Below are 12,965 nucleotides of genomic sequence, written 5' to 3'. Positions count from 1 at the left end.
TGGGGTGATTCGCGAAGTTGTGGGAGGCGCACCACCTTCAGAGCAATTGCATTGCGCTGAGCGGTGCGACCCGATACTGCGAAATCCATCATGCTTTTCGAATACAACTTCTTATCGATTTTTAGGAATTGTCCGAAAAAGAAAATGCCCGGCTTTCGCCGGGCATTCGCTGTTTCCATCAGACCGATGCGAGCAATCAGCTGGACAGATGCTCGATTGCGGCCACGCTGCCCAACCGGTCGCCCAGCCGCTTCAACAGCGCCAGACGATTGCCGCGCAGTGCGGGATCTTCGGCATTGACCATCACGCCATCGAAGAACGCATCCACCTGCGGGCGCAAACGGGCCAGACGCGCCAGCACGCTGACGTAATCCTTGTGGTGCAGGCTGGCGTTGCTGTCGTCAATGGCCGCTTCCACCGCTTCGGCGAGTTCGCTCTCCGCCGGCTCGGCCAGCAGCGACGGATCAACCATGCCGGGGATGTCGCCTTCGGCCTTGCGCAGGATGTTGCGGATGCGCTTGTTGGCGGCTGCCAGTGCTTCCGCTTCCGGCAGCGCGGCGAACGTGCCGATGGCGTCAATGCGGCGGTCGAAGTCGTACAGCGACGCCGGCTTCAGTTCCGCCACGGCGTTGAAGTGCGTGGCCGGCACGCCCTTGTCGGCGTAGTAGCCACGCAAGCGGTCGATGATGAAGTCGTACAGCTCCTGCGGCAGCGCCTCGGTCTTGCGCTCGGCACTGGGCTGCACCGCTGCCGGCAGGCCGGCCAGCGCCTTGCCCAGCAGCGCGCGCAGGTCCAGGTCGAAACCGGACTCGATGATCGTCCGCGCCAGACCCAACGCATTGCGGCGCAGCGCGAACGGGTCCTTGTTGCCGGTCGGCTTCAGCCCGGCAGCAAAGCCACCGGCCAGGGTGTCCAGGCGCTCGGCAATGGCCAGCACCTTGCCCAGCGGCGACAGTGCGATGTCGTCACCACCGAAGCGCGGCTGGTAGGCCTCGTCGATGGCCAGCGCCACCTCCGGCGAATCACCACCGGCCACGGCGTAGTGACGGCCGGCAATGCCCTGCAGTTCCGGGAACTCATTGACCATGCGCGACTGCAGGTCGTTCTTGGCCAGCAGCGCGGCGCGCTTGGCCAACACCGCATCGGCACCGACCTGCGGCGCGATCAGCTCGGCCAGCGCCACCACGCGCTGCACCTTGTCGGCCACCGAGCCCAGCTTGGCCTGGTAGGTGACGGTCTTCAGGCCGTCGCCCATCGACTCCAGACCCTGCTTGAGGTCTTCGTCGAAGAAGAACTTGGCATCGGCGAAACGCGGACGGATCACCCGCTCGTAGCCCTTGGCCACTTCGGCGACGTCCTTGGACTCGATGTTGGCGATGCCGATGAACTTCTCGGTGAGCTTGCCGCTGGCATCCAGCACCGGGAAGAACTTCTGGTTGATCTCCATGGTTTCGATCAGCGCTTCCTGCGGCACCGCCAGGAACTCGCGCTCGAAGCTGCACAGCACCGGGGCCGGCCATTCGACCAGGTTGACCACCTGTTCCAGGTTGTCGTCGGTGATCCGGGCCTGGCCGCCGGCCTTGGCCGCTTCGGCGTGGGCGCTGGCGACAATGCGCTCGCGGCGCACGTCGGCGTCGACCAGCACGTAGGCCGATTCCAGCGAGCTCACATAGTCGTCCGGGGTGCTCAGCCACACGGTCTTGTCGTGCATGAAGCGGTGACCGCGGCTCATGCGGTCGGCCTTCAGGCCGAGCAGCTCGGCGTCGACCACGTCCTTGCCGTGCAGCAGTACCAGCCAATGCACCGGGCGGGCGAAGCCGTACGCATGGCTGCCCCAACGCATCGGCTTGGGAATCGGCATGGCGGCGATGGTCTCGGCCAGGATCTCCGGCAGCAGCGCAGCGGTGCGCGCGCCCGGGGTCACCGAGCGATGCACGAAGCGCTCGCCCTTGGCGTCGGTGGTGCGCTCCAGCGCGCTCCAGTCGATGCCGGCCTTGGCGGCAAAGCCCTGCAGCGCCTTGGTCGGCTGGCCGTCGGCGTCCAGCGCGATGTTCAGGTACGGGCCCAGCACTTCGGCGTGCTGTTCCGGCTGTTCCACGGCTACGCCGGGCAGCAGCACGGCGAGGCGGCGCGGGGTCGACAACGGCTTGGCGTCGCCGCGTTCCACGGCCACGCCGCGCTTGCTCAGGCCGTCAATCACGCCATCGAAGAACGCCTGGGCCAGGCCCGGCAGGGCCTTCACCGGCAGCTCTTCAGTACCCAGTTCGATCAGCAGCGGCTGCATCGCGCTCATGCCTGCACCTCCTTGGCGGCCACGGCTTCGAGGCGCTTGGCTTCATACAGTTTCGCCACCGCCTGGGCCAGCGCGCGCACGCGCAGGATGTAGCGCTGGCGCTCGGTGACGCTGATCGCGCGGCGCGCGTCCAGCAGGTTGAACGAGTGGCTGGCCTTGCAGACCTGCTCATACGCGGGCAGCGGCAGGCCGGCCTCAACCAGCATCTGCGCTTCCTTCTCGCACGCGTCGAAGCGGTGGAACAGCTCCTCCACGTTGGCGTATTCGAAGTTGTAGGTGCTCTGCTCGACTTCGTTCTGGTGGTAGACATCGCCGTAGGTCACCGGCGTGCCATCCGGACCGTAGGTCCAGACCAGGTCATACACGTTGTCGCAGTTCTGCAGGTACATGCACAGGCGTTCCAGACCGTAGGTGATCTCGCCCAGCACCGGCTTGCACTCCAGGCCACCGGCCTGCTGGAAGTAGGTGAACTGGGTCACCTCCATGCCGTTGAGCCAGACTTCCCAGCCCAGGCCCCAGGCACCCAGGGTCGGCGATTCCCAGTTGTCTTCGACGAAGCGCAGGTCGTGCACCAGCGGGTCGATGCCCAGCGCCTTGAGCGAATCCAGGTACAGCTGCTGGATGTTGTCCGGGCTCGGCTTCATCGCCACCTGGTACTGGTAGTAGCGCTGCAGGCGATTGGGGTTTTCGCCGTAGCGGCCGTCGGTGGGGCGGCGCGAAGGCTGCACATAGGCGGCATTCCAGCTTTCCGGACCGATCGAGCGCAGGAAGGTGGCCGGGTGGAAGGTGCCGGCCCCGACCTCCAGGTCCAGCGGCTGGATCAGCACGCAGCCCTGCTGCGCCCAGTACTGGTTGAGGGTCTGGATGAGGCCCTGGAACGTGATCGGAACGGTCTTCGTGGCGGACATGCGGCGGATTCTTGCCTGCAAAGGGGGTGCGCTAGTATAGCGATCATGGATCATCGCCCATCGGTACCGCCCCTTCCCGCCGGCCTGGCCGGGTCCGCTGCCACGCCGGAACGGGTGCCGCTGCCGCCGGGCCGTCTCGGCTTTGACCCGGTAGCTGCGGCGCTGGTGGCCGACGGACTGGTCGCCGAGCACGACCAGGATCGGATCCGCTTTTCCGCCCACGGCGCGCGCAATGCCAGCGAAGTCCATCCGCTGGTGCTGCTGGCCAACCTGAAACTGGCCGCGGCCGGCGGCGGCGAACTGGGCCTGGAGCGGCTGACCGAATGGCTGGCCGAACGCACCGGCACCCGCTACCTGCGCATCGACCCGACCCGGGTGGATGTGCCGGCAGTGACCGCGCTGGTCTCCCATGCCTATGCACGCCGCCACCGCTTCCTGCCGCTGGCGGTCAACGCCGAACGGGTGCTGGTGGCCACCAGCGAGCCGCTGGCGCACGAATGGCTGCGCGACCTGCAGCACCTGACCCGCCGCCAGATCGAACTGGCCACGGTCAATCCGCTGGACCTGCACCGCTACACCATGGAGTTCTTCGGGGTGACCCGCTCGGTGCGCGGCGCACGCAGCGACGCCCGCGGCGAACCCAGCGGCACCCTGCCCAGCTTCGAGCAGCTGGTGGAACTGGGCCGCGCCGGCGACGTCAACGCCGACGACCACCACATCGTGCACATCGTCGACTGGCTGCTGCAGTACGCCTACGAGCAGCGCGCCTCGGACATCCACCTGGAGCCGCGCCGCGACATGGGCCGCATGCGTTTTCGCATCGACGGCGTGCTGCACAAGGTGTTCGAGGTGCCGCCGGCGGTGATGACCGCCGTGGTCAGCCGGATCAAGGTGCTGGGCCGCATGGACCTGGCCGAGCGCCGCCGCCCGCAGGACGGTCGCATCAAGACCCGCTCGCCGGGTGGGCGCGAAGTGGAAATGCGCCTGTCGACCATGCCCACCGCCTTTGGCGAGAAGTGCGTGATGCGCATCTTCGACCCGGATGCGGCGTTCAAAAGCATCGACCAGCTCGGTTTCAGTCCGGAAGAAGCAGCTGGCTGGACCGCGCTGGTGGAGCGCCCGCACGGCATCGTGCTGGTCACCGGCCCGACCGGCTCGGGCAAGACCACCACCCTGTATTCCACCCTGAAGCGGCTGGCCACCCCGGACGTGAACGTATGCACGGTGGAAGACCCGATCGAAATGATCGCGCCGGAATTCAACCAGATGCAGGTGCAGACCAACATCGACCTGGACTTCGCCGCTGGCGTGCGCACCCTGCTGCGGCAGGACCCGGACATCATCATGATCGGCGAAATCCGCGACCTGGAAACCGCGCAGATGGCGGTGCAGGCCTCGCTGACCGGCCACCTGGTGCTGTCCACCCTGCACACCAACGACGCCCCCTCGGCAATCACCCGCCTGCTCGACCTGGGCGTGCCGCATTACCTGATCGCCTCGACCGTGAACGGCATCCTGGCCCAGCGCCTGGTCCGCACCCTGTGCCCGCACTGCAAGGTGCCCAAACCGCTCAGCGCGGCGCAATGGGCGGCGCTGGCTGATGCCGATGAAGCATTACCAGAGTCGCCCACGCCATATGCGCCGGCTGGTTGCATCGACTGCCGGCGCACCGGTTACCTGGGGCGCGTGGGCCTGTATGAGTTGCTGCCATTGGGTTCGCGGCTGCGCGGGCTGATCCGGGGCGACATGGATCTGGCCGGTTTCAGCCGTGCGGCGCGTGCTGAAGGGTTGCGAACCCTGCGCCGCGCGGGGCTTGAAAAGGTGGCGGCAGGGCTGACTACAATCGAGGAAGTCCTGTCTGTACTGCCGCCCCCGGATGAACCACGCGCCCTTCCTGATTCTTGAAACCGGCCAACCGGTCGCCTCGCTGCGCCGGTACGGGCGTTTTCCGCACTGGATCCGGGTCGCGGCCGGGCTGGAAGCCGATGAAACCGTGGTGGTGGATGTGGAGCACGGCGGGCAGCTGCCCGACCCCGCCCACTTCGCCGGGGTGATCGTCACCGGCTCGGCCGCGTACGTCACCGACCGCGCCGACTGGAGCGAGCGCAGCGCGCAGTGGCTGCGCGATGCCGCCTACGACGGCCGCCCGGTGTTCGGCATCTGCTACGGCCACCAGCTGCTGGCCCACGCCCTGGGCGGTGAGGTGGCCTACAACCCGGCCGGGCGCGAGTCCGGCACCATCGAACTGGCGCTGGACCCTGCCGCGGTGGACGACCCGCTGTTCGCCGGGCTGCCGGCGCGCTTCCCGGCGCATGCCACCCACTTGCAGACGGTGCTGCGCGCGCCGGAAGGTGCCGCCATCCTGGCCCGTTCGGCGCAGGACAACTGCCATGCCTTCCGCTGGGGCGAGCAGGCCTGGGGCGTGCAGTTCCACCCCGAATTTGCCACCCACCACATGCGCGGCTACGTGCGCGCCCGCGCCGAGTGCATCCGCAGCCACGGCGGCTGCGCCCGCACCGTGGCCCGCGGGGTCAGCGCCGCGCCACTGGCCCGCCAGCTGCTGCGCCGGTTCGTGCGCCAGGCGCGCAATGTCGAACGCGGGCATTGATCGCGCCACATCTTCAGGTGGCGCGCACATAAAACAGGGATAATCGAGCCAGCACGGGGCCTGCGGCCCCTACTCCCCCTGTTCCGGATTGGTATGAGAGACATTCGCAAGCTGCCCGCCTCGGCGGGTGCCCAATGGCTGCTGGACACATTCACGCTGTACCGCCGCGCGCCACTGCAGCTGGCCGTGCTGGGCATCATCGGCATGCTGGTCAGTTCGTTGATCGCCATCGTCTCGCAGGCGCTGCCGGGCTGGCTGAGCCTGCTGGGGCAGCTGCTGTCGGTGGCGGTGGGGCCGATCCTGTTCGGCGGCATGCTGTGGGCGGTAAGTGAGATCGACCAGGGCCACCGCGCCCAGCCGGCGCACCTGTTGCAGCCGATTCGCGACCGCCGCGTCAGCCACCTGCTGGTGCCGCTGGCGATCCAGATGGTCACCATTCTGGCCCTGGGTGCGTTGCTGTTCGTGATGATCGGAAGCGACGGGCTCAACAGCATCGGCGAAGCCACCCGTAATCTGCAGGTCCTGCAGCAGTCGGACACCGCACCCAGCAACGAACAGGTGCTGGCCGTGTTCGACCCGGTGCCGGTGAAGCGTGTGCTGCTGTGGATCGCGCTGGTGTTTGCGGTGTTCGTCGCGCTGAGCATGGCCATGTTCACCCAGCCGGCGCTGGTGATGTTCGACCGTCAGAGCGGCATGCACGCGCTGCGCATGAGCCTGCAAGGCTGTGTGGAGAACTTCGGTGCGATGACCGTGTTCATGCTGCTGGGCCTGGTGGCCATGCTGTGCATCTACTTCCTGGTCGCCATTCTGATGCAGATCGCGCTGTTGTTCGGCGGTACCGCGGCCGCCACCGCGCTGATGCAGCTGGTGGTCACCACGGTGATCATGCCGTTGTACGTGGGCGCGGTATACGCGTCGTGGAAGCAGATGTTTGCCCACCGCACCCGCGGTAATCCGCCGCCGGTGCCGCCGGCGAACGGCCCGAAGAACATCTTCGCGGCGTAATCAGTAGAGCCACGCCCTGCGTGGCTGCGCGGTGCCGCCTTGGTCGAAGCCACGCAGGGCGTGGCTCTACGCGGTTTCCGCCTTGTTTTTCGGCACCAGCCAACGTGCCGCATGAATACCCAGCTCGTAGAGCAGGCACATCGGAATGGCCAGCATCAGCTGCGACACCACATCCGGCGGAGTCAGCACCGCCGCCAGCACGAAGATGCCCACGATGGCGTAGCCACGGCCTTCCTTGAACTGTTCCGGAGTGATCCAGCCCAGCAGGGTCAGGATCACCATCGCCACCGGCAGCTCGAAACTGCTGCCGAAAGCGAAGAAGATCGCCAGGACGAAATCCAGGTACGCATTCGCATCCGGGGTGATCGCAATCACCTCCGGGCGGAACGTGGTCAGGAAGTGAAACACCGCCGGCAGCACCAGGAAGTAGGCAAATGCGCAGCCGATATAGAACAGCAGCACCGACGACACCAGCAGCGGCACTGCCAGGCGCTTTTCGCGCGCATACAGACCCGGGGCCACGAACGACCACAGCTGGAACAGCAGCCACGGCACCGCAATGAACAGCGCCACGAAGAAGGTCAGCTTCAGCGGCGCGAAGAACGCACCGGCCGGGTTGGTGGCAATCATCGACTGCCCGTTCGGCAGCTGCGAGATCAGCGGTTCGGCCAGCCAGGTATAGATCTGCCGCGAAAACGGCATCAGCCCCAGCAGAATCACGCCCAGACCGATCAATCCGCGCATCAACCGCGCGCGCAGTTCGATCAGGTGTTCCACCAGCCCGCTTTCGGGGGCCTGCTGATCGCTCATGGCTTGCCCTCCGGCACGGTTCCGGTGGGCGGCACGGGAGCCGGGTCACGCGGCGAACCGCCGTCGATGCCGGGCGGTGCCATCGCATCGCGCTGCGGTTCCGGGTCCGGCGTATCAGGCGTGGCGGGCACCACATGCTGGGCCACGCTGGCCGGCGAATCCGGAGCCGGGCCGGTCATCAGCGGTTCCTCCGCGCTGCCGGCATCGGTGCGCGCCACATCGCGCTGCAGCTCTTCGGCCTGCCGGCGTGCGGCTTCGCCGCTGGCGCGCAGCTGCGCCTCGGTGTCCTGCACCGATTGCTGCGCCTCGCGGAACTGACGCTTGATCTCATCGGCGTGCAGTTCGCGTTCCAGCTCCTGCTTTACCGAATCCCACTGGTTGCGGGCGCGACGCACCCACAGCCCGGCAAACCGCGCTGCCTTGGGCAGGCGTTCCGGGCCCAGCACCACCAGAGCGACCACTGCGATCAGCAGCAGTTCGCTGAAGCCGATATCGAACACGCCAGATCGTCCGGTCAGCGACGGTCGCGGTCGTGCTCGTTCTGCGAGGACGTCGTCGAATCGGAGTTGCGCGACTGGTCATTCAGCTGCGCAGGCGGCGCGTCTTCATCGCGCATGCCCTTCTTGAATTCCTTGACCGCACTGCCAAGGTCCTTGGCACCGCTGGTCAGCTTCTTGGTGCCGAACACCAGAAGCACGATCACCAGCACTACCACCCAATGCCACAAGCTCATACTGCCCATGTGCTGCTCGCGTACCTAGTCAACAGAGGGTTGAGCATAGCGCACCGCCACTACGACGGCGCGCGTGACGAAAGTCAGTTGCCGCCATCCAGCGATTCGGTGCGGATTTCCCCTTCACCCACCGGCTGGAAGCCCTGCTGGGCCGCGGGCTGCGCCGGAACCGCCTGCAGCGGAGCGGTGGTGGCTCCGGTGGCGCCCTGTTCAGCCGGCGGCAGCGCCGGCGCACCGGTCGGATTCGGCGCGGCGCGCGGTGCCGGTGCGGCCCCCGCGGTGCCCCGGTTGGCACGGGCTGAATAGGTAGCTTCTTCCAGCCGGTCACGGAAGGCGACCACGTCCATCGACGGCGATTCGCCGACCCGGCCTTCGAAGATCATGCGCGGCGTGGTGCTGCTGCCATAGGCGTCCAGGTTGGCTTCGTCGTCGATCTGCAGCACGGCACCGTCCAGCGCCACGCCGGCGAACAGCCCGCGCGCGCGCGACCACGACCAGATTTCGGCCTTCAGCTGGCCGTCGGTGGCGGCCGCTGCATTGCGCCCGACCGGACCTGCCGCCACACCGGCGTCGGCACCCAGGGTGAACTTGCCGTTGACCAGGTTGTCCAGGCTGCGGTCGTTGCGGAACACCAGCACCACGTCGGACGACTGCACGCCGGCCTGGAAGCCGATGCTGCCGCCGGTGAGCTTCATGAACACCGGGTTGGACCAGCTGCCGTCCGGATTCTTGACCGACATCAGGCCATGCCCGCGACGGCCGCCGATCACCAGACCGGCCTTGATGGTGTCGGGAATCACGACGATGGCGCGGCCTTCGTCGAGCAGTTTGTCCGGGATGCCCTGTTCGGGAATCGACTGGATTTCATTGAGCACGCGCACCGCGTTGCGGGCGCGCTGGTCTTCCTGGGGCCCGGCCACGGCCTGGGCCGACATCAGGCTGGCAGAGATCAACAGGACAAGGCGGATGCGGCGCATGGTGGTCTCCGAAAGCAATCAAACAACGGTAGGTGCCCATCCTGATGAGCACGCATTACAGAACCGGTAGGTGCCCACGCAAGTGGGCACGCAATACCCGAAATTAGTCAGGTTTCAATGAATCCGCAATGAGTATCCCGGACCTGCGAGAATATCCCCCATGCTCGACGCCCCCCACACCGCTGTGCTGGCGGTCAATCTCGGCACGCCGCAGACCCCCACCGCGCCCGCGGTGCGGCGCTATCTGGCTGAGTTTCTCAGCGACCCGCGCGTGGTTTCCATTCCTGCCATCCTGTGGAAACCGCTGCTGTACGGGCTGATCCTGCCCCTGCGAAGCGGACGTTCGGCCGCCAAGTACGCCCAGGTCTGGCTGCCCGATGGTTCGCCGCTGATGGTGTACACGCGGCGGCTGGCCGAGGCGATGCAGACCTTGATGCCGGACCTGACCGTGCGCCACGCCATGCGCTACGGCGCACCAGCGCTCACCACCGAACTCGACCGGCTGGCTGCTGAAGGCGTACGCCGCGTGGTCGTGCTGCCGCTGTATCCGCAATATTCCACCACCACCACCGCGTCGATCGAAGACCAGCTTCGGCAATGGCAGCCGCGCCATCCGGGCGTCACCGTCACCCTGGTGCGCGATTACGCGGTAGACCCGCAGTGGGTGGACGCCGTCGCCGGCAGCATCCGCGCCTGGTGGGACCAGCACGGGCGTGGCGAGAAACTGATGTTCTCGTTCCACGGCATTCCGCAGCGCCTGGCCGACGCCGGTGATCCCTATCCGCAGCGCTGCGAGGCCAGTGCGCGCGCGATTGCCGAGGCACTGGGCCTGGGCGACGGCGAGTGGCAGCTGGCCTATCAATCGCGCTTCGGGCGCGAGAAGTGGCTGCAGCCGTATGCCGAGCCGACGCTGTGGGGATGGGCGGAATCCGGCATGAAGCGCATCGACGTGGTCTGCCCCGGGTTCGCTACTGACTGCCTGGAAACACTGGAAGAAGTGGCGATGGGGTTCACCGAAACGTTGGCCGAACGTGGCGCGCAGATGCGCTACATCCCCTGCCTGAATGATGCGCCGGAGCACGCCCGGGCTCTGTCGCGGCTGAGCGTGGCGGCGCTGGCATGATCCTGCAGCCGTTCGATCTGGCCCTGGCCACCACCTCGGTGGCTGGTCTGCGCTCGGAGCACCGCGACGCCCCCCGCGTGCTGGCGCTGCATGGTTGGCTGGACAACGCGGCCAGCTTCATTCCGCTGGCCGCGCACCTGCCCGCGCTGGATCTGGTCGCCATCGACCTGCCGGGGCATGGCCATAGCGCACACCTGCCGTCGGGTACGCAGTACAACACCCCCGGTGCCATTTGCCACGTGCTGGACGTCGCCGACGCGCTGGGCTGGGACCGCTTCACCCTGCTCGGTCATTCCATGGGGGCGGGCATCGCCAGCCTCACTGCCGCAGCGGCTCCCGAGCGCATCGAGCGTTTGATCGCGATTGAGGCGCTGGGTGGGCTGCGCGGGCCGGAAGAAGAAACCGCCAGTCGTCTGCGCGAGCATGTGCAGGCTGCGCGCCGGCTGGGCGACAAGCGCCTGCGGGTGTTCGCCGATCTCGCCGCACCGATACGCGCCCGCATGATGGCCAACCAGCTCAGCGAGTCTTGCGCTCGCCTGCTGGTCGAGCGCGGGGTGATGCCGGTGGAAGGCGGCTACAGCTGGTGCAGCGACCCGCGCCTGATGTTGCCCACTGCATTGCGGATGAGCGAAGCGCAGATCGACAACCTGCTGGCCGCGATCGAGTGCCCCACCCAGGTGGTGTACGCCAGTCCGGCACAGTCCTATTACCCCGAACCGCTGCGCAGCGAGCGGTTGCGGCTGCTGCGGGATGGGCGTTCGGCGGTGTTCCCGGGTACGCACCATCTGCATATGGAGCATCCGGGGACAGTGGCGGCGGTGATCACCGGGTTTCTGCAGGGCCAGTGACGCATCCGGTCCCTCAGGCCGGGTTGAAAGGGTCACTGAAAGTCGCAGGTGACCTGCAAGCGGCAAAGTGAGACGCAGGTCGTGGTGCGGGCGAGGTCGTGTCTGTTTAGTGGCGCGTTCCGACAACCATGGTTGTCCTTTCCTGCGAGCGTTTCATGCCCGGTCCTTCCCCTTCTGTTACCTGCGCCGCGGCAGGTTCTGCGTCCGCCAGGGTGGGCCGCCCGGACCGCCCGGCAAGCTGTCCACCCCGCGTTGTCAGCGGCGCACTTGACCAGATCAGCAACAGCGCCGACGCCGTCGTTCCACGTCCCACCACACCGATACTGGATGCGGCGTGGTCAGGTGTCATCACCGGCTGGCTGACTCATGCAGCCACCGCGATGCGCGATGCACCCGGCCTACCGCGCGTGGGCGTGCCCACGCTCTATCTTTGGCGGGCCTACAAGGCGGCCGCCTGGCACGTGCTGCCGAGCACGCTCACCCTGCTGCTGGAGTCCGAACACCTGTGCCGGTTGTTTGGGCTGGATGCGCCATTGCCGGATACGGTGTGTGCGCCACTGCTGGACGCGGTGCGGGGCGAGATGGCGCGTGCCGCTGCCGCCGGCAGCCCGTTGCAGCAGGATGGCGACGTGTTGATGGACTACCTGGAAGGCTGCATGCATCAGCCGGCGAAAGACGTGCTGGGGAATCCGTTGCTGCGGCCGTTGTTCGATGCATTGCATGAAGTCGCAGTGAGAAAGCCCGCGCTGACCCACTTGGGGAACATCGCAGATCCTGCCGCACCGACGGTAACCGAGGGTCGTCGCGTTGCGCATTGAACCGATGGCCATCTGCACCGTGGTGGTGCCGCGCCCAGCGAGCGCGCCGCCCCGACTGGGCGACGCAGCCCGGATCGAGGTTCGCAATGGATCCGATGCGGAGGTTCTTCGGATGCCGGCTTTGGGCGGCGATGGTCTGCGCCTGCGCCGGGTCTCTGCGCCTGAAGCGGCGGTCATCGGCGAGCACCTGGTCTGTTACGGCGTGCACAACCCGCCCTCAACGCAGGCCGTGCTGGCGGACCATGGCACCCATCTGAAGGCGGAGTGGCTGCGACTGCTGGATCACTGGACCTGCTGCGCCGCCAACAGCCTTCGCCAGGAGGCTGTCGCCCTCCGGGCGCAGGGCGGCGAGGCTCCGGCCTCGTGGGCGGCTTACCTGGTGGCGGCGCGGTGTCTGTTACAGGGTGAACTGGAGCAGGTGCTGGATTCATCGTGGTGTGCCAGCCTGCTGCAGCTGGAGGCTCCGTTACCGCCTTCGCTGCGAAGCGCATTACTTCACGCACTCGATCTGCAGATCCACGCCGGCGGCGTACTGGACGATGCCGGTCGGGCGCGCGCCAATGAGGTGCTTGAGGAGCTGTATCCCGCGCTGCAGGGGCCGGCATTGGAGGCGATGCGGCACACACTGCTGGCCCATCTGTTCGCTTCCCTGCACAGGCAGGCGATAGCCGAGAACACCGCGGGCACGGAGTTCCGGGTCATCCACCTGCACGTGCCGCCTACGTGATCTGGTCGGCGATTGATTCGCGCACAAAGAAAAACCCCGCTGCGTGAGCAGCGGGGTTTTGGGTGTAAACCCTGGCGATGACCTACTCTCGCATGGCTTGAGCCACACTACCATC

Annotated in this window: 13 protein-coding genes; 7 read left to right on the top strand and 6 right to left on the bottom strand. The window is 66.9% G+C overall.

All coding sequences use genetic code 11. The annotated features are described in order from the left end of the window. Positions 1–196: 196 nt before the first annotated feature. Positions 197–2,293: a glycine--tRNA ligase subunit beta gene (gene glyS / locus RT551_RS11260; protein ID WP_313458595.1), complete on the bottom strand. Its 2,097-nt coding sequence runs from the start codon at positions 2,291–2,293 to the stop codon at positions 197–199. Continuing rightward, entirely contained in the window at positions 2,290–3,201 is a 912-nt protein-coding gene (gene glyQ, locus RT551_RS11255; RefSeq protein ID WP_125359410.1) for a glycine--tRNA ligase subunit alpha, read from the bottom strand. Before glyQ ends, glyS begins: the two co-directional genes overlap by 4 nt. A gap of 45 nt (positions 3,202–3,246) precedes the next feature. Here glyQ and RT551_RS11250 point away from each other — a divergent pair, with 45 nt between their 5' ends. The 3 genes from RT551_RS11250 to RT551_RS11240 all read left to right on the top strand — a co-directional run bounded on the left by RT551_RS11250 (position 3,247) and on the right by RT551_RS11240 (position 6,814). Continuing rightward, a complete protein-coding gene (locus RT551_RS11250; RefSeq protein WP_313458593.1) occupies positions 3,247–5,106 on the top strand; it encodes a GspE/PulE family protein in 1,860 nt (619 codons plus the stop codon). Continuing rightward, positions 5,078–5,809, top strand: a complete 732-nt coding sequence (locus tag RT551_RS11245; RefSeq protein WP_313458591.1) for a glutamine amidotransferase — start codon at positions 5,078–5,080, stop codon at positions 5,807–5,809. Before RT551_RS11250 ends, RT551_RS11245 begins: the two co-directional genes overlap by 29 nt. A 93-nt stretch (positions 5,810–5,902) precedes the next feature. Continuing rightward, entirely contained in the window at positions 5,903–6,814 is a 912-nt protein-coding gene (locus RT551_RS11240; RefSeq protein WP_313458589.1) for a BPSS1780 family membrane protein, read from the top strand. A gap of 66 nt (positions 6,815–6,880) precedes the next feature. Here RT551_RS11240 and tatC read toward each other — a convergent pair whose 3' ends face one another. The 4 genes from tatC to RT551_RS11220 form a co-directional block, all read right to left on the bottom strand. Beyond that, the gene (tatC, locus tag RT551_RS11235; protein WP_311193115.1) at positions 6,881–7,624 is read right to left on the bottom strand and encodes a twin-arginine translocase subunit TatC; all 744 of its coding nucleotides are present in this window, start codon (positions 7,622–7,624) and stop codon (positions 6,881–6,883) included. Continuing rightward, on the bottom strand, positions 7,621–8,124 hold the full coding sequence (gene tatB, locus RT551_RS11230; RefSeq protein ID WP_313458587.1) for a Sec-independent protein translocase protein TatB: 504 nt from the start codon (positions 8,122–8,124) through the stop codon (positions 7,621–7,623). The genes tatC and tatB overlap by 4 nt, the downstream gene beginning before the upstream one ends. Positions 8,125–8,138: 14 nt before the next feature. Continuing rightward, positions 8,139–8,366, bottom strand: coding sequence for a Sec-independent protein translocase subunit TatA (tatA, locus tag RT551_RS11225; protein WP_311193117.1), 228 nt, complete (start codon positions 8,364–8,366; stop codon positions 8,139–8,141). Between the two features lie 74 nt (positions 8,367–8,440). Beyond that, positions 8,441–9,334: a lipid-binding SYLF domain-containing protein gene (locus RT551_RS11220; RefSeq protein ID WP_313458585.1), complete on the bottom strand. Its 894-nt coding sequence runs from the start codon at positions 9,332–9,334 to the stop codon at positions 8,441–8,443. 160 nt (positions 9,335–9,494) lie between these two features. Here RT551_RS11220 and hemH point away from each other — a divergent pair, with 160 nt between their 5' ends. From hemH to RT551_RS11200, 4 genes are all read left to right on the top strand, one after another. After that, on the top strand, positions 9,495–10,457 hold the full coding sequence (gene hemH / locus RT551_RS11215) for a ferrochelatase (protein ID WP_313458583.1): 963 nt from the start codon (positions 9,495–9,497) through the stop codon (positions 10,455–10,457). Then, on the top strand, positions 10,454–11,305 hold the full coding sequence (locus RT551_RS11210) for an alpha/beta hydrolase (protein ID WP_313458580.1): 852 nt from the start codon (positions 10,454–10,456) through the stop codon (positions 11,303–11,305). The genes hemH and RT551_RS11210 overlap by 4 nt, the downstream gene beginning before the upstream one ends. A 380-nt stretch (positions 11,306–11,685) precedes the next feature. After that, positions 11,686–12,123: a hypothetical protein gene (locus RT551_RS11205; RefSeq protein WP_313458578.1), complete on the top strand. Its 438-nt coding sequence runs from the start codon at positions 11,686–11,688 to the stop codon at positions 12,121–12,123. Between the two features lie 112 nt (positions 12,124–12,235). Then, complete coding sequence (locus tag RT551_RS11200; protein WP_313458576.1) at positions 12,236–12,850, top strand: hypothetical protein; 615 nt, start codon at positions 12,236–12,238, stop codon at positions 12,848–12,850. Positions 12,851–12,965 lie beyond the last annotated feature (115 nt).

This window comes from Stenotrophomonas sp., assembly GCF_032103445.1.
Classification (GTDB): domain Bacteria; phylum Pseudomonadota; class Gammaproteobacteria; order Xanthomonadales; family Xanthomonadaceae; genus Stenotrophomonas.
Note: the sequence above shows the minus strand (reverse complement) of the source record. Positions and strands in the feature narration are given on the sequence as shown.

What these genes read in the sequence shown, in the direction of transcription:
- RT551_RS11250 (WP_313458593.1), top strand. Translation starts at nt 3,247, where the DNA reads ATGGATCATCGCCCATCGGTACCGCCCCTTCCCGCCGGCCTGGCCGGG.
- tatC (WP_311193115.1), bottom strand. Translation starts at nt 7,624, where the DNA reads ATGAGCGATCAGCAGGCCCCCGAAAGCGGGCTGGTGGAACACCTGATC.
- tatA (WP_311193117.1), bottom strand. Translation starts at nt 8,366, where the DNA reads ATGGGCAGTATGAGCTTGTGGCATTGGGTGGTAGTGCTGGTGATCGTG.
- RT551_RS11210 (WP_313458580.1), top strand. Translation starts at nt 10,454, where the DNA reads ATGATCCTGCAGCCGTTCGATCTGGCCCTGGCCACCACCTCGGTGGCT.
- hemH (WP_313458583.1), top strand. Translation starts at nt 9,495, where the DNA reads ATGCTCGACGCCCCCCACACCGCTGTGCTGGCGGTCAATCTCGGCACG.
- glyS (WP_313458595.1), bottom strand. Translation starts at nt 2,293, where the DNA reads ATGAGCGCGATGCAGCCGCTGCTGATCGAACTGGGTACTGAAGAGCTG.
- RT551_RS11205 (WP_313458578.1), top strand. Translation starts at nt 11,686, where the DNA reads ATGCGCGATGCACCCGGCCTACCGCGCGTGGGCGTGCCCACGCTCTAT.
- glyQ (WP_125359410.1), bottom strand. Translation starts at nt 3,201, where the DNA reads ATGTCCGCCACGAAGACCGTTCCGATCACGTTCCAGGGCCTCATCCAG.
- RT551_RS11220 (WP_313458585.1), bottom strand. Translation starts at nt 9,334, where the DNA reads ATGCGCCGCATCCGCCTTGTCCTGTTGATCTCTGCCAGCCTGATGTCG.
- RT551_RS11245 (WP_313458591.1), top strand. Translation starts at nt 5,078, where the DNA reads ATGAACCACGCGCCCTTCCTGATTCTTGAAACCGGCCAACCGGTCGCC.
- RT551_RS11240 (WP_313458589.1), top strand. Translation starts at nt 5,903, where the DNA reads ATGAGAGACATTCGCAAGCTGCCCGCCTCGGCGGGTGCCCAATGGCTG.
- RT551_RS11200 (WP_313458576.1), top strand. Translation starts at nt 12,236, where the DNA reads ATGCCGGCTTTGGGCGGCGATGGTCTGCGCCTGCGCCGGGTCTCTGCG.